Here is a 15,766-nt window from a genome sequence, read left to right on the forward strand (position 1 = left end):
GGGCCGCCGCCAGGCCGGTCCGCTCGTCGCCCAGGTGGATCACCCAGTCCACCGGCTCGACCGCCGTCGCCGGCCGTCCCCGGACGATCCAGACCCCCCGATCGGCGAGACGGACCTGCCAGCCCTCCGGAAGGGCCTGCAGGCGGATCGCCCCGAGCCGAACCTCCAGCCCGGGGGGAACAGAGCCCTCGGCGCCGAGAACATGTCGGGCCGGATAACGGGACTGCAGGAGATCCAGCCAGCGGCGATCCTCCGGCGCCCCCAGGATCACCAGGTCCAGGCGGCGGTCGAAGGGCCCCAGCCAGCGCCCCAACGTCGGCAGCGGTGAGGCAGCCGTCCCGTTCAGCCACAGCACCCGATGCCCCTCCGGCGTCTCCAGCAGCACCGTGCGTCCGTCCTCGAAGAGCACCAGCAGCGTCCGGGCGTCGGGGAGGTACCCGAAGGCCAAGGCCCCGACGGTGCCGATCAGCCCCAAGGCCTGGAGGGCCGGCCGGTAGGGGCGCAGGCGGCGGACCCCCTCGGATAAGGACAGGCCATGGAGGCGCAGCAGGAGGAAGCCCAGGGCGGCCCCGTAGGCCAGCAGCGTCCCCTCCCGATAGCCCGGGGCGATGCGGACGGTGGCGAGGGGCCAGCGGGCGGCCAGGTCGGCCACCCGGACGGACCAGGCCAGGGGCCACCAGACGGCCCAGCCCAGGGGGATGGCCAGCGGGCCGAGGAGCAGGGCGCCTACGGCAGCAGCGATCCCCAGGCCCATCACCAGCGGCTGGACCGGGAGCACCAGCAGGTTGGCCAGGGGGGCGATCAGAGAGAGTTCCCGGAAGTGATACAGCATCAGCGGCCCGGTGGCCATCTGGGCAGCCGCGGAGACCAGCAGGGCCTCCCGGACCGGTTCCACCAGCGTCGCCGCCTGGGGGTCCCGCAGGAGGATGGCCACGGCGCGGCGGGCCCAGCTCTCTAGGGGCGGAGCCAGGAAGAGCAGCCCCAGGGTGGCGGCGAAACTCAACTGGAACCCGATATCCTCCAGGGCCCAGGGGTCGATGGCCGTCATCAAGAGGGCGGAGAGGCTGAGGGCGTTCAGGGTCTCGGAGGATCGCCCAAGGAGGGCGGCCAGGACGGTCAGCGCCCCCATCCAGGCCGCCCGCACCACCGAGGCCGAGGCGCCGACCAGGAGGGTGTAAAGGGGGATAAGGAAGAGGGTCCCCCAGAGGGCGGCGCGGCGGCCCAGGAGCCGGGTGAAGGCGGTGAGGGCGAGGGCGGTGAGGAGGGCGATGTTGTAGCCGGAGATGGCCACAATGTGGCTGAGGCCAGCGCGGGCGAAGGCAATTTCCACCTCCCGAGGGATCTCACTTTCATCGCCCAGCAGGATGCCGAGGAGGAGCCCGGCCTCGGGGTCAGGGAGCAGGGCCCGCAGGCGCTCCCGCAAACACCCTCGCAGTCGGTAGAGGGCGCCCAGAAGGGGACTCCCAGCGCCGCCGGAGAGGCGGGCCCATTCCCGGGCCGAGAACATCCCCACCACGCCCTGGCGGGCCAAGACCGCCCGCAGGTCCACCTCCGGGTGGAGGGGGATGGGGCCGATCCGTCCGGTCAACCGGAGGCGGTCCCCGTAGGCCGGGCGGCCCTGAGGAAGATCCACGAGGAGGAACGCCGTGGCGCCTTCCGGGCGGAACCGGAAGCGGGATCCCGGCCCGCGGGCGGCGGGGTCGTCGACGACGACGCCCTCCATAGAGATCTCTGAGCCCTCGGCGATGGCGGCCATGAGATCCGGGGGAAGGGTGGGCGTGGGGCGCAGGGCGCCGCGGAGGGCGCCGGCGAGGGCGATCAGCCCCAGCAGGGCACCCCGTCGGGCGGCCGGGCGATGGCCCCAGGCCCCAGCCATCGCCAAGAGGGGGAGGGCCCAGAGCGCGAAGAAGAGGGCGCCGGTCGAAGGAGTGGTCGGCGGGAGGCTGCGGGCGAGGAGGAGCCCGGCCAGCCAGGCCAGGGCGGGGAGGAACAGCGGGGCGGCCTTCAGGTTGGGCATACCGGGCCTTGGGAGACGGGCTGTTTCGTCAACCTCCTCCATATAAATGATAGGCAGGTTCGGAGGCTGGCCCGCGGGCAGCCCCGGGGCCGGGCTGCGGTCAGGCCTTTTCTTCCTGGTAGAGCCGCTCCCGGATGGCCATGATCTCGCGGCGCAGCCGCTCGTTGTGCTCCAGTTCCCCCTGCACCTTCTCGATGCCGTAGAGCACAGTGGTGTGATCCCGCCCCCCGAAGGCCTCCCCGATCTGGGGGAGGGAGGCTCCGGTCTCCTCCCGGGCCAGATACATCGCCACCTGGCGGGGATACACCAGCTCCTTGTTCCGCCGGGGGCCCCGAAGGGCTTCCGCGGGGACCCCGTAGAAATCGGCCACCACCTCGATGACGCGCTCGATGGAGATGGCCTTCCGCCGCGGGAGCAGGTCAGCCAGGGCGCTGCTGGCGGCTTCCCGGGTCAGGGGCATCTGCATCAACTGGGCGTAGGCCACCACCCGGTTCAGGGCCCCTTCCAGCTCCCGGATGTTGCTCTGGATCTGCCGCGCGATGAACTCCATCACGTCGTCCGGGATCCGGATGGCCAGACCCTCGGCCTTGGCCCGGAGGATGGCGATGCGGGTCTCCAGGTCCGGCGGCTGGATGTCGGCGATCAGGCCCCACTCGAAGCGCGAGCGCAGCCGCTCCTCCAGGGTCACCAGGGCCTTGGGCGGCCGGTCGCTGGAGATCACCAGTTGCTTGCCGTTGCTGTGCAAGGTGTTGAAGGTGTGGAAGAACTCCTCCTGGGTGCTCTCCTTCCCGGCGATGAATTGAATGTCATCGATGAGCAGGACGTCGATGGAGCGATACTTGTCCCGGAACTGGTCGGTGGTCTGGGACCGGATGGCGTTGATCAGGTCGTTGGTGAACTCCTCGGAGGAGACGTAGAGGACCCGCAGGCCCTTGCGCACGCAGACGTGGCCGATGGCGTGGAGGAGGTGGGTCTTGCCCAGGCCGACCCCGCCGTAGATGAACAGGGGGTTGTAGGTTTGGGCGGGCCGCTCGGCCACGGCCAGGGCGGCGGCGTGGGCCAGGCGGTTGCTGGGCCCGACCACGAAGGTCTTGAAGGTGTAGCGCGGGTTCAGGCGCTGGGCCCCCAGAGCAGCCGGCCCCTCCTCGCCCCCGGGGGCGGCCGCCTGGATCTTCCCGTTCTCGTAGACCACGAAGTCCACGGCCATGGGGCGGCCCACCACCCCTGTCAACGTGCGGGCGATCACCGTCCGCAGCCGGCCCTCCAGCCAATCCCGGGCGTAGGCGCTGCGCACCCCGACCACCAGCCGGTCGTCGGAGGCGGAGACCACCTGGGTGCCCTTCACCCACGTCTCGAAGGTCGGCTTCGGGATCTGCTGCTGGAGTTCCTCCAGCACCCGCTGCCAGATGGCGTTGGGCGTCCGCATCGCGGTTGTCCCTTCGTCCATCACGTCCCCCTTCTCCGATCGACCCACGATCCCCCGCGCGCATGGGCTGGAAGCCGCCCGCCCAGAGGCCGCGCCGTCCGGGGAAGGCCTAATGCGCCGAAGTCCTATGGGAGGTGCCCTTGTGCGGTTCGATTCTACGGAGGGGGCCGACGGCGAGCAACCCCCCGCCCTCCCTTTTAACGTCCCCGTTCCCCACAAGGTTTTCCACCCGGTCCCTACCCGTATCCCCCAGGGCCAGGTAGAATTATCCCGTCCGAAAGGCCGTTTTTTGGGAAGTTATCCACAAGCTTTTCCACAACCCCGAGGAGGAGGCTACGGTGCGTCGGCTGATGGTGACGGGCGGGGCCGGCTTCATCGGCTCGAACTTCGTGCGCTGGACCCTGGAGGCGTATCCGGACGCCTACGTGCTGGTCTATGACAAGTTGACCTATGCGGGGAACCTGGACAACCTGAAGGACGTGGCTGAGCGGTTCCGGGGGCGTTATGCCTTCGTGCGGGGGGACATCTGCGACGCGGAGGCGGTGGCGGAGGCCATCCGGGACCATCGCATCGAGGCCATCGTGAACTTCGCCGCCGAGTCCCATGTGGACCGCTCGCTGTTGGAGCCCGGGAGTTTCGTGCAGACGGACGTCTACGGCACCTACGTGCTGCTGGAGGCGGCCCGGGCCTTCGGGCTGCGTTTCCACCAGGTCTCCACCGATGAGGTCTATGGGGAGGTCCTGGAGGGGGCCTCTCGGGAGGAGGATCCCCTACGGCCGCGCAGCCCGTATTCGGCCAGCAAGGCGGGGGCGGATCTCCTCTGCCTGGCCTATCACACCAGTTTCGGGGTCCCCGTGACCATCACCCGGGGCTCCAACAACATCGGCCCGTATCAGTATCCCGAGAAGTTCGTCCCCCTGTGCATCACCAACGCCATCGACGACGAGCCCCTGCCCATCTACGGGGACGGGCAGCAGATGCGGGACTATCAGTATGTGCTGGACCACTGTGAGGGGATCGACCTGGTGTTGCGCCGGGGACAGCCCGGGGAGGTCTACAACCTGGGGACGGGGGTCTCGACCCCAAACCTGGAGGTGGCCAAGCGGATCCTGGACCTGCTGGGCAAGCCCTACGCGCTGATCCGCCTGGTGCCCGACCGGCCGGGGCACGACCGGCGCTACGCTCTAGACGTCTCCAAGATCGTGGCCCTGGGTTGGCGCAGCCGCCACACCCTGGACGAGGCGCTGGAGAAGACGGTGCGGTGGTATGTGGAGAACGAGTGGTGGTGGCGGAAGATCAAGAGCGGGGCCTACCGGGAATACTACCAGCGGCAATACGCCGAGCGCCTGGCCCGGGGCCGGCCGGCCTTCCCCCGGTGAGCGGTGAGCACGCAGGGGATCGGCGGGCAGTGGGCGCTGGTGAAAGCCACCAGGAGCAGACCAAAATATACCCCTTGCCTCTCAGGAAGGCTGCCATGGGAAGCATCCTCCGTCGAGTCGGATTGGGTTTGGCTGCCTGTGGCGGGGTGCGTCAGGCGGTGGCCTATGCCCGTCAGGCCGCCGATCTCGGCCTTAGCCGTCTGTGGAGAAGCTGCCCTTCGCAGAGCAAGCCCGCCGAAAGGCAGCCGGGATCTGGGAGATCCTGCGGGCCATCGCCACCCTCGACTTGCAGACAGCCCGTCTCCATCGCCTCTTCGGCTTGTTGCTGACAGCCGGACTCCTGTTGACCACGGTCCTCCATGGGGAGTAAAGCCTCCCTGGGCGAGTTGGTCCTCAGTCTGCTGGGCGCGGCAGCGGCCTTCGGGTTTGCCTTCCGGGGCCGGCGGCCGGGCTTCTGGGCCCGGATGGCCATAGCCACCGGGGGCCTCGGGCTGTCTCGTCTCGCCCGCAATCGGCCCCGCATTTCCCCGCCCACCCCGCTCGATATCGCTTGGGGTTCACTCCGGCTCGACGATCAGCCGCACGGCCATGGTCCGCTCGAGGCCGCGCCAGAGAAGCAGCGCCTCCTCGTGGACGTGACCCCGCTCTTGGACCCGGCGTCGGTCCCGGATCCGCGCCACCCCCACCCGGACCAGGTCCTCGGCCGTCACGGGCACCATGGCGGTGGCGATGCGGATGCCCTCGGCGGAGAAGGTGCCGGCCAGGGCGATGGCCAACGGAGGGCGCTCCTCTTCATACGCCCGCCAGAACCCGGAATCCCGCCCGATCCAGCACCGCACGTCTGGCGTCTCCAGCAGGCGCCGCTTCCAGTCTACCAACCCCACCATGTCCGGGAAGCCGGCCGCCAGGTATCCCGCCAGGCGTCGCTCATCGACGGCCCTCGGGATGGTCCGGTCCCACGGGCCCTCCTCCTCCGCGAAGAGCAGCCGCATCCGCGCCCGCAGGTCCGGCAGGTAGATGTTCGCCGCCTCGTCCAGCACCCGGTCGGCGAAGCCCTGAGCCCGGGCCTCCTCCGCCGCCCTGGAGGGATCCAGGGCGGAGCGCTGCATATAGCGGATCAGGGCGGCCATCGCCGCGTTCAGGTCCCCCTGACGGCCCGGAGGCGGGCCGTAGCCGGGCAGCCGCCACGGCCGGCCCACAGCCAGCAGCGCGATGGCGGCGATCAGGCTGTCCAACAGGTCCTCCGCCTCCCCGGCCTCCCGGGCGACCAACAGGGGGATCGCCAGCCGGGCCGGGAGCCCCAGTTCCAGGATCTGAAAGCCTCGCGGCGTGATCCGCCCGTGGCCGTCCAGCGCCCCCAGCCGTCGCAGCAGCCGGGTGGCCTCCTCCACCGCCTCCCGAGGGGGCGGGTCCGGCAGCGGAAGATCACGGACCGAGAGGCCCAGGGCGGCGCCGACCAGCACGATGCGCTCGGGGGAGGCGCGCAGGGTCTCCGGGGGTCGGGCGATCTCTCGCAGTTCCGCCATCCGGAAGCACCGGATGCAGATCCCCGGCGCCGTCCGCCCCGCCCGGCCCGCCCGCTGGGCCGCCTCCGCCCGGGAGATCGGGACCACCGGCAGGCGGACGAAGCCGCGGGCGTCGGCCTCGCTGCGCCGCACCAGCCCCAGGTCTAGGACCAGGCCGGCGTTCATGGTCAGGGAGACCCCCGCCAGTTCCGTGCTGACGAAGATGCGGGTGGCGGACCGGTCGGCCGCCTTCTCGACCACCGCCTCCTGCTCGCCCACCGCCATGGCCCCGAAGAGGGGAAGGACTTCGTTCCGGAACTCTCCCCGCAGCGCTTCGACGGTGTCCTCGATCTCTCGCACGCCGGGCATGAAGATCAGGGCGTGAAGGGGAGCCCCCAGGTGCTCGATGCGGATCTCCCCCTCGCCGACCTGCACCGTGGTCCCCTGGAACTTCAGGTGACGGTAACGGCGCAGGGCCTTCAGGACCACCTGGGCGGGCCGGTCCGCCCGGGTGGCGAAGCGGACCGGCTCCTCGAGGATCCGGACGGGGTATTGGGGGGCGGGCAGTTCGATCTCCACCACCTCGTAGCCGAACCGCCGGGCGAGGCGGATCAGGCGCCCTTCCACCTGCTCCATGGTCGCCGACATCACGGCGAAGGGAACCCCCGCCCGGAGGATCAGGGCGAAGGCGAGGTCCCCCTCCATGGTGCGCAGGTGGATCTCATCGACGATCGGGAGGATCCCCGAGAGGCCCTGGCTGATGATGTATTGGATGAGGATGCCGGTGGTCACGTAGGCCACGTGCACATCCAGCATCCCGTAGGGGAGGGTGTGGGCGCCCCGCACGGCGTATCCCACCCGCCCTCGCAGGACGATCTCCCGGCCCCCGGCGAAGGCATAAACGTCCGGGTGGAGGTCCGGGGGGAGGGCGTAGACCCCATCCCGGGTCCGCTGGCTGACATACCAGGCCAAGGAGATGGCGGCCGCGCGGGTGGGGACGGCCACCATCGCCGGCCGGTCCATTTGGGCAGCCAGCACGAAGGGCACCACCGTGGACTTCCCCGAGCCCGGGGGTCCTTTCACCAACACCATGGTGGGCGCAGGGGCACCCCGAGAAGATCCGCCGGCGCGCATGATCGCCCTGTCCGTGGGGATCGAAGGGTTCGCCATGGACTGGAGTTTAACACACCCTTTCTACACCCTACGGGTTTGGGCTAAGATGGGAGGGATCCACCGGCGAGCCGTTTGGAGGAGGCCGGCCACGGTGCGGGTGCCGCGCTGGGCGTTGTTCTTGATCAGTCTCGCCGCCCTGATCTACATCGCAGAGCGGCTGTGGCAGCTGTTCCACTTGTTCGGCGACCTGATCCGCATGCTGGCCCTGGCCTGGCTGTTGGCCTACATCTTCCACCCGGTGGTGGCATGGCTGGACCGGGGGTTGTTCCCCGAGCCGTGGCTGGAGGGCTGGGTCCGCCGCGGGGCGCCCCCGTGGCTGCGTCACCTGGCCCGCCTGCGGGTCCCTTACGTGTTCGGCGCCACGTTGGTGTATACCGGACTTCTGCTCGGGTTCATCGGAGCCCTGTTGATCGGGCTGCCCCTGATGGTCCATCAGGCCCTGGCGCTGGCCGCCTTTCTGCCCGCCCAGCTGGAGCGGGCGCCCGAGCGTTTGTTGGAGCTCCAGCGCGCGCTGGCCGGGCGGCTGAACCTCCCCATGGACGCCCTGGCCATTCTCCCCTCCCGGGAGACGTGGCAGGACCTGGCCCGGCGGGGGGCGGGCTGGGCTTTCCCCATCCTGGTGGAAACGGCCCGGCGGATCGGGGGCGGGGTGGTGGAGTTCCTGCTCATCCTGGCCTTGAGTTACTACACCATGCTGGATTGGCGCAACCTCTCCCGCCGGGCCCTCTCGCTGATCCCCCCAGCCTACCATGATGAGATCCGGGCCGCGGCACAGATCCTGGACCGCACCTTTGGGGGGTTTCTGCGGGGGCAGCTGCTGATCGCCCTGATCAACGGGCTGGTCACCTATCTGACGATGGTCGCCTTCCGGGCCCCCTTCGCTGGCCTGGTCGCTCTGTTCTGTGGCCTGATCATCCTGATTCCGATCCTGGGGGCTCCTATCGCCCTCTGGGTCCCCCCGCTGACCGTGTGGCTTCAGGGGCAGTGGTGGGCGGGGCTCTGGATGGGGCTGATCCTGGCGCTCTACCAGCAGGTCCTCTTCCACCTGTTGGCGCCGCGCCTGCTGGGGGAGGCGACGGGGTTGCCGCCCCTGCTCACCCTGATCGCCGTCCTGGTTGGGGTGCGCCTCTTCGGGTTCTGGGGGTTCGTCTTTGCCATCCCGGTGGCTGGCGCCGGCTACAGCCTGGTCTTCCTGCTGCTGGCCCCCCGCACCGCCCCGGCCGCATCGCCGTCCGATTCGATCGAAGAACATCGATGAGAGAGGATGAGGGTCCTCATGCCTCCTGGGCCAACCCTGCTAGGGCCCTCCGGATTCCCTCGACGATCAGGCGGTGCTCGGCCTCGTGCATGCGAGCCTCGAAGGTCTCCAGGGTGTCCTCTGGGAGGATGGGGACGATCGCCTGGGCCAGGACGGGCCCGGCGTCCACCTCGGGGGTGACGAGGTGGACCATGCATCCGCTGTAAGAGATCTCGCCGCGGCGGTAGGCTTCGTAGGCCCGCCGGATGGCGTTGGTGCCAGGGAACATCCCCGGCAGGGCTGGGTGCAGGTTGATCACCCGGCCCGGGAAGCAGTCCAGGAAGGCGGGGCTCAGCACATGCATCCAGCCCGCCAGAACGATCAGGTCAGGCCGGAAGGGGCGGATCTGCTCGGCCAGATCGCGATCGTAGACCGTTCGATCCAGCCCCTGCTCCCGGTAGGGCTTCAGGGGGAAGTAGAGGGTGGGGACGCCCGCCCGCTGCGCCCGAACCAGGCCGTAGGCCTCTTTGCGGTTGGAGACGACCAGGGCCACGCGGGCGGGCAGGCGGCCATCGGCGCAGGCGTCCAGGATCGCCTGGAGGTTGCTTCCGAACCCGGAGATCATCACCACCAGCCGGAAGGGTTCCATCCTCACTGCCGCATCCCCTCGATGCGCACCTCCCGCGCGCCTGTCGCCACTTCACCCACCGCGTAGAGTTCCCCCGGCAGGGCCGCCAGGGCGACAGCGACGGCCTCGGGGGGGACTACGATCAACATCCCCAGCCCCATATTGAACACGTGGAACATCTCCTCGGGGTCCACGCCCGCACGCTCCTGGATCAGCGCGAAGATGGGCGGCTCCGGCCACGTGCCGCGGCGGAGGACGGCGGCCGTCCCCTCCGGCAGGATACGGGGGAGGTTCTCGAAGACGCCGCCCCCGGTGATATGGGCCAGGCCCTTGATGGGAACGCCAGCCGCTCGCAATCGGCGGATCGGCTCCACGTAGCAGCGATGGGGGGCGAGCAAGGCCTCGCCGATAGAGGTTCCCAGGTCCGGGACGATGGCCTCCCAGTCCAAATCGTTGAGGGCTTTACGGGCCAGGCTGTAGCCGTTGGTGTGCAGCCCACTGGAGGGGAGGGCCAGGATGCGATCGCCCGGGCGGATCGAACGGCCGTCGAGGACCCCCTGGCGCTCGACGATCCCTACCATGGTCCCCACCACCTCCAGGGCCCCGGGCCGATAGACGCCGGGCATCTCCGCCGTCTCCCCGCCCAGCAGGACGCACCCCACCGACCGGCAGGCCGCGGCCACCCCGGCGACCACTGCTGTCACCACATCCGGGTCCAGGCGCTCCCCCCCGATGTAGTCGAGCATGAAAAGGGGCTCCGCCCCGTGGACCAGCAGGTCGTTCACGCAATGATGAACGAGATCGTAGCCGAGGGTGTCCCAACGGCGGAGGCGGGCCGCGACCAGGACCTTGGTGCCCACACCATCGGTGGTGGCCACCAGCACGGGCGCTTCCATGGCCTGGAGATGACGGGCCTCGAGGAGGCCGGCGAAGGCGCCCAGCCCGGCGATCACCTCCGGCCGATAGGTCGAGCGCACCGCGGGGGCGATGCGGGCCAGGATCTCCCGGGCGACGTCCAAATGGACCCCTGCCTGCGCGTAGGCTTTCGCACTCATCGTCCGTGCTCCCCTTTCCAGCCAATGTCCCGGCGGAACTGCATGCCCTCAAAAGAAAGATGGGCGACGGCTTCGTAAGCGCGTTCAGCGGCGGACGTTCGATCCGGACCCACGGCGGTCACCGCCAGGACGCGCCCGCCCGCGGTCACGACCTGGCCTCCGCTCTCCTCCGTCCCCGCGTGGAACACCCACACCCCCTCCATCCCGGCGACCTTCTCCAGCCCACGGATCGGCAGCCCCGTGCGGACCGGCCCGGGGTAGCCGGCCGAGGCCAGCACCACCGTGACCGCTGACCCCGGCCGCCAGCGGAGGATCATCCGATCCAGGGTCCCTTCCGCGCAGGCGACCAGGATCTCCAGGAGGTCGTTCTCCAACAGCGGGAGCAGGGCCTGGGCTTCGGGATCCCCGAAGCGAGCGTTGAACTCCAGGACCCGAGGCCCCTCGGGGGTGAGCATGAGGCCGGCATACAACACGCCCATAAAGGGAGTTCCGCGGGCGGCCAGGCCGGCCACGGCGGGCTCGAGGATCGTCCGTTGGATGGTGGCCAACTGGTCGGGGGAGACCTCGGGGACGGGGGCGTAGGCCCCCATGCCGCCGGTGTTCGGCCCTGCATCCCCATCCCCCAGCCGTTTATAGTCCCGCGCCGGCACCATCACCGCGAGGCTCTGGCCGTCGGTGAAGGCCAGCACCGAGAGCTCCTCGCCGGTCAGGCGCTCCTCGATCACCACCGTCCCGCCGGCTTCCCCGAAGATCCGCTCCACCATCAGCTGGCGAACGGCGGCCTCGGCCGCTTCAGGGGTTTCGCAGACGAAGGCTCCTTTCCCGCCCGCCAGGCCGCTGGCCTTGACGACGAGGGGCCGCTGACAGCGGCGCACCCACGCCAAGGCGTCTTGCGGATCGGAGAACGTTCGGAAATCCGCGGTGGGGATCCCGTGGGCCTGCATGAAGGCTTTGGCGAAGGCCTTGGAGGCCTCGATCTGGGCGGCCGCCCGGGAGGGGCCGAAGATCCGCAGCCCGGCCTCCTGGAAGCGATCGACGATCCCTGCGGCCAGAGGGGCCTCCGGCCCCACCACGGTGAGGTCGATGCGCTGCTCCCGGGCGAAGGCGAGCAATGCCTCCAGATCCCCTTCCCGCAAAGGCACCCGGATCGCCGGGGCGCGGGTCTCGTCTCCCGCCCACCGTGTTCCGGCGTTGCCCGGGGCCACGAACACCGTTGCCACGTGCGGGGAGCGGGCCAACGCCCATGCCAAGGCGTGCTCCCGTCCCCCAGATCCGATCACCAGCACCCGCGCTCCCCTCATCGGAGAGATACCCCCTGGATGTTCTCCGGATGCCGGCGCACCATCCCCACGGCCTCGGTCGCTTCTTCCTCCACAGGGATCGGATAGCGGCCAGTGAAGCAAGCGGTGCAGTAACCCCCCTCTCCCCCGGGGAGGGCCGCGCGCACCGCCTGGATCAGGCCGGGGAGGCTGAGGTAGGCCAGGCTGTCGGCGCCGATGGAGTGGCGGATCCTCTCCACGTCCAGCCGGTGGGCGATCAGTTCCTCATAGGTCGCCATGTCGATGCCCATAAAGCAAGGGTGACGGATGGGCGGGGAGGCCACGCGGACATGGACCTCAGCGGCACCGCCCTCCCGGAGCAGCTGCACCAATTGCGCGGTGGTATGTCCGCGCACAATCGAGTCGTCCACCAGCACCACCCGCCGCCCCCGGAGGACCTCGACCAGGGGCTCGAACTTCAGGCGGACCCCCATCCGGCGCACGGCGTCGTCGGGCTGGATGAAGGTGCGGCCGATGTAGCGATTTTTGATCAACCCCTCGATGAAGGGGAGACCGGACTCCAGGCTGTAGCCGATGGCGTGGGGGGTGGCCGAATCGGGAACCCCAACGACGATGTCGGCAGGGGCGGGGGCCTCACGGGCCAGTTGGCGGCCCAGGGCCAGCCGCACGCCATAGATCGTGCCGCCCTCCCGTCGGGCGTCGGGCCGCATGAAGTAAATGTATTCGAACACACAGAAGGCAGGTGTGGGCGCTGCGCTTTCTTCCCAACAGCGCAGGCCGTGGGCGTCCAAGCGGACGATCTCGCCGGGCCGGATCTCCCGCAGGTAGCGGGCCCCGATGAGCCGCAAGGCGCCGGACTCGGAGGCCACCGCGTAACCAGGATCGAGGGCGCCCAGGCACAGCGGGCGGAAGCCATAGGGGTCCCGCACCGCGTAAAGGGCCTCTCGGGTGAGCAGCACCAGGGCATAGGCGCCGGGGGCCAGCCGCAGCAGCGCTCGGATCCGCTCCACCCAGGGGTCGGGATCGGGGGGCACGGTTCCGATCTCCTCGGCCCAGGCCTCCGGCGGGGAGGCGAGGATCTGGAGGATGAGCTCGCTGTCGCTGCCGGAGGCGAGGCCTACCCCTCGGGCTAACAGACGCCGTCGCAGGGTCGAGGCGTGGACGAGCTGTCCGTTGTGGGCCAGACCCAGAGGGCCGTGCAAGGTCTCGATCAGGAAGGGCTGCGCGTTGCGCAGCGTGGACGAGCCGGTGGTGGCATAACGGGTGTGCCCAATGGCCAGAGGCCCCCGCAGCTGGCGGATCAGGCTCTCCTCGAACACCTGGGAAACCAGCCCCATGCCTTTGTGCAGATAGGCCGCCTGCCCGTCGCTGGTGGCGATCCCGGCGCTCTCCTGGCCGCGGTGTTGCAGGGCGTAGAGGCCCAGGAGCGCCAGTCGGGCGGCGTCCTGGCCAGGGGCCACGATCCCTACCACCCCGCAAGCCTCCCGCCGATCACCAGCCACGGCCTCCTCCTTATTCCGTTAGGCGCCTCGGGCCGTCGCGGTGACCTGTTCTTGGATCTCCTGGTCGTCCCTTCGCAGGCGTTCCCGTTGTTGGGCTTGGAAGGCCGCCACCCGCTCCCGCACCGCGGGATCTGCCAAGCCGAGCATCTTGGCGGCCAGGAGGGCGGCCCCCGTCGGCTCGAGCACCACGGCGGGGGCAATGCCCCCGGGCATCCGCAGGGAGGAGAAGATGTCCGCACCCCCGAAGGCCTCGGAGGGTGGCGGGCAGGCGATCACCGGGGCCTGGACCTGGCCGTCCACCAGGCCGCTCAGGGCGTTGGAGCGGCCGGCGATGGTGATGTAGACCTTGGGACGGGGATCCGCCTCGTAGGCCCGCAGGAGCTCTAGGAGGTAGTCGGGGACCTTGTGGGCGGAGGCCACCCGCAATTCCCAAGCCAGCCCGAAGGTTTCGAGGGCGCGGATCACCGCGCGGGCGTGCTCCAGATCAGACCGGGAGCCCATGAGGATGACCACCAAGGGTGTCATAGGGCTGCCTCCAGCGAGCGATCCTGTGGGGCCAGGGCCTCCCCCACGCGGCGGGCGATGCGCGGGGCGGCGGGCACCTCCCCGGGCGCAAAGGGCTGGCCGGTCAGCCGCTCGTAGACGGTGATATAGCGGGCCGCTGCCCCGACGATCACCTCCAGCGGCATCGCTGGGGGTTCCCCCTCTCCCCGGTAGCCCTGCTGGGCGAACCACGCGCGGACGAACTCCTTGTCCAGCGATTCCGGTTCGTGGCCGCGCCGGTAGGTATCGGCCCGCCAGTAGCGGCTGGAGTCCGGCGTATGCAACTCGTCGATCAACACCAACTCCCCATCGACCAGGCCGAACTCATATTTGGTGTCTACCAAGAGGAGCCCGGCCTCGCGGGCCAGGGCCTGCCCTCGGGCGAAGAGGGCCAGGGCGCGTTCCTCTATCTCGCGCCACAGGGGCCCCGGGACCAGGCCGCGGGCCAGGATCTCCTCCCGCGTCAGCACCTCGTCGTGAGCCCCGGAAGGGGCCTTGGTGGTTGGGGTGATGATGGGATGGGGCAGGGGATCGTTCTTCTGCAGGCCCTCCGGGAGTGGGATCCCATAGGGCTGCCGCTCCCCTTGCGCATACAGGGTCCACAGGGAGGTCTTGGTGACCCCGGTGATATAGCCTCGAACGACCACCTCCACGAGGAGGGGCTCCGCCCGGCGGACGATCATCACGTTCGGATCAGGGACTGCGATCACGTGGTTCGGGACGATATCCCGGGTCTGCTCGAACCACCACGCGCTGAGGCGGTTAAGCACCTCGCCCTTGTAAGGGATTACCCCCAACACCCGGTCGAAAGCCGAGATGCGGTCGGTGGCGATCATCACCAGGCGGTCGCCGACCGTGTAGATGTCCCGCACCTTCCCGCTGCGCTTTGGACCCAGACCGGCCAGGTCGACGGTCCAGAGGGCATGGGGAAGGGCCGCCGCGATTTGTGCCTCCGAAAGGGCCATCTCAACACCTCCGCAACGCGTTTTGGAAGAGGAGCAACCCCAAGCCCCCACTCTCCCCGCGGTGGTGGCGAGGGTGTTGCCACGGGAAGATGTGATCCTCGGGATGGGGCATCAGGCCCAGCACGTTGCCCGCGGGGTTGCACAGCCCGGCGATGCCCCGTTGGGAGCCGTTCGGGTTGAAGGGGTAGCCCGCCGGCCGACCCTGCGGGTCCACATAGGTCAGGGCGATCAGCCCCTGGCGTTCCAAAGCCTCCAGGACCGCCTCGTCCCGGGCCAGGAGACGGCCCTCCCCGTGAGCGACCGGACAGTAGAGGAGGCCGTCCAGGCCCTCCGTGAAGCGACATGGGCTTCGGGGATTCGGCCGCAGGTAAACCCAACGGCATTCGAAGCGGCCGGAGGCATTGGGGGCCAAGGTGAGGGATCGCCGCGCCGGCTCCTCCCCCCATCCGGGGAGGAACCCGGCTTTCACCAACGCCTGGAACCCGTTGCAGATCCCCAGCACCAGGCGGCCGTCCTCGATGAACCGGGCGATATCTTCTCCCAGATCGCAGCGCAGATCGAGGGCCCAGAGGGTGCCGGCCCCCAGGTCGTCCCCATAGGAGAAGCCACCGGGGAGGACCAGCATGGCGTAATCCATCAGGCGGCGCTCGCCGCTCCGCAACTGGCGGATATGCACGATCTCCGGCTCGCCCCCCGCCGCCGCGCAGGCCCAAGCGGCCTCTCGCGCGCGGTTTGTTCCGTCCGCACACAGGATCAGCACCCGGGGCCGGCGGCGGAGGGCGGGCGCAGCCGGGCGTGGCCGGGCGAGGCATCGGGCGTGCCCGCCCGGAGCTTCCTCCCCCCGCCAGGCCCGCTCCAATTCGGCGATCGACAGCGCCAGGCAGACCGTCCCCTCGCCTCCGATGACCCGGAGGAACCCATCCGCGGTCACCTGACCGAGGCGCGCCACCGGGTGGCCGGCCATCTGGGCCTCGAAGGCCGCCGCTGCCTCTGGGCGGACCTCCACCAAGAAACGGGTGAGGGATTCCGAGAACAGGATCCCATCATCGGCGGGGG

Annotated in this window: 13 protein-coding genes; 3 read left to right on the forward strand and 10 right to left on the reverse strand. The window is 69.8% G+C overall.

Annotated elements, in window-relative coordinates:
- Positions 1-2,017 (reverse strand): ComEC/Rec2 family competence protein (locus C4313_RS04015; protein WP_352428587.1); only part of this gene is annotated, 2,017 nt, incomplete at its 3' end.
- 100 nt (positions 2,018-2,117) lie between these two features.
- On the reverse strand, positions 2,118-3,443 hold the full coding sequence (gene dnaA, locus C4313_RS04020) for a chromosomal replication initiator protein DnaA (RefSeq protein ID WP_352428623.1): 1,326 nt from the start codon (positions 3,441-3,443) through the stop codon (positions 2,118-2,120).
- Between the two features lie 338 nt (positions 3,444-3,781).
- Between dnaA and rfbB the strand changes: the two genes are divergently transcribed.
- The gene (gene rfbB / locus C4313_RS04025) at positions 3,782-4,822 is read left to right on the forward strand and encodes a dTDP-glucose 4,6-dehydratase (RefSeq protein WP_352428588.1); all 1,041 of its coding nucleotides are present in this window, start codon (positions 3,782-3,784) and stop codon (positions 4,820-4,822) included.
- A gap of 202 nt (positions 4,823-5,024) precedes the next feature.
- Positions 5,025-5,192 carry a hypothetical protein gene (locus tag C4313_RS04030; RefSeq protein WP_352428589.1) on the forward strand — a complete coding sequence of 56 codons (168 nt, stop codon included), beginning with the start codon at positions 5,025-5,027 and terminating at the stop codon, positions 5,190-5,192.
- A 187-nt stretch (positions 5,193-5,379) separates the two neighbouring features.
- On the opposite strand, the gene C4313_RS04035 is transcribed toward C4313_RS04030, so the two are convergent.
- The gene (locus tag C4313_RS04035; RefSeq protein ID WP_352428590.1) at positions 5,380-7,377 is read right to left on the reverse strand and encodes a helicase-related protein; all 1,998 of its coding nucleotides are present in this window, start codon (positions 7,375-7,377) and stop codon (positions 5,380-5,382) included.
- Between the two features lie 214 nt (positions 7,378-7,591).
- Between C4313_RS04035 and C4313_RS04040 the strand changes: the two genes are divergently transcribed.
- A complete protein-coding gene (locus C4313_RS04040; protein ID WP_352428591.1) occupies positions 7,592-8,758 on the forward strand; it encodes an AI-2E family transporter in 1,167 nt (388 codons plus the stop codon).
- Between the two features lie 16 nt (positions 8,759-8,774).
- Here C4313_RS04040 and purN read toward each other — a convergent pair whose 3' ends face one another.
- The 7 genes from purN to purQ all read right to left on the reverse strand — a co-directional run.
- The gene (gene purN / locus C4313_RS04045; RefSeq protein WP_352428592.1) at positions 8,775-9,386 is read right to left on the reverse strand and encodes a phosphoribosylglycinamide formyltransferase; all 612 of its coding nucleotides are present in this window, start codon (positions 9,384-9,386) and stop codon (positions 8,775-8,777) included.
- Between the two features lie 2 nt (positions 9,387-9,388).
- Complete coding sequence (gene purM / locus C4313_RS04050; protein ID WP_352428593.1) at positions 9,389-10,420, reverse strand: phosphoribosylformylglycinamidine cyclo-ligase; 1,032 nt, start codon at positions 10,418-10,420, stop codon at positions 9,389-9,391.
- Complete coding sequence (purD, locus tag C4313_RS04055) at positions 10,417-11,721, reverse strand: phosphoribosylamine--glycine ligase (protein ID WP_352428594.1); 1,305 nt, start codon at positions 11,719-11,721, stop codon at positions 10,417-10,419. The genes purM and purD overlap by 4 nt, the downstream gene beginning before the upstream one ends.
- Positions 11,718-13,202 carry an amidophosphoribosyltransferase gene (purF, locus tag C4313_RS04060; protein WP_352428595.1) on the reverse strand — a complete coding sequence of 495 codons (1,485 nt, stop codon included), beginning with the start codon at positions 13,200-13,202 and terminating at the stop codon, positions 11,718-11,720. The genes purD and purF overlap by 4 nt, the downstream gene beginning before the upstream one ends.
- A gap of 18 nt (positions 13,203-13,220) precedes the next feature.
- Positions 13,221-13,727: an AIR carboxylase family protein gene (locus C4313_RS04065; protein WP_352428596.1), complete on the reverse strand. Its 507-nt coding sequence runs from the start codon at positions 13,725-13,727 to the stop codon at positions 13,221-13,223.
- Positions 13,724-14,710, reverse strand: a complete 987-nt coding sequence (locus tag C4313_RS04070; protein WP_352428597.1) for a phosphoribosylaminoimidazolesuccinocarboxamide synthase — start codon at positions 14,708-14,710, stop codon at positions 13,724-13,726. The genes C4313_RS04065 and C4313_RS04070 overlap by 4 nt, the downstream gene beginning before the upstream one ends.
- Before the next feature lies 1 nt (position 14,711).
- Positions 14,712-15,766 (reverse strand): phosphoribosylformylglycinamidine synthase I (purQ, locus tag C4313_RS04075; RefSeq protein ID WP_352428598.1); only part of this gene is annotated, 1,055 nt, incomplete at its 5' end.

The sequence above is a fragment of the Thermoflexus sp. genome, assembly GCF_040289485.1.
In the GTDB taxonomy this organism is placed as follows: domain Bacteria; phylum Chloroflexota; class Anaerolineae; order Thermoflexales; family Thermoflexaceae; genus Thermoflexus.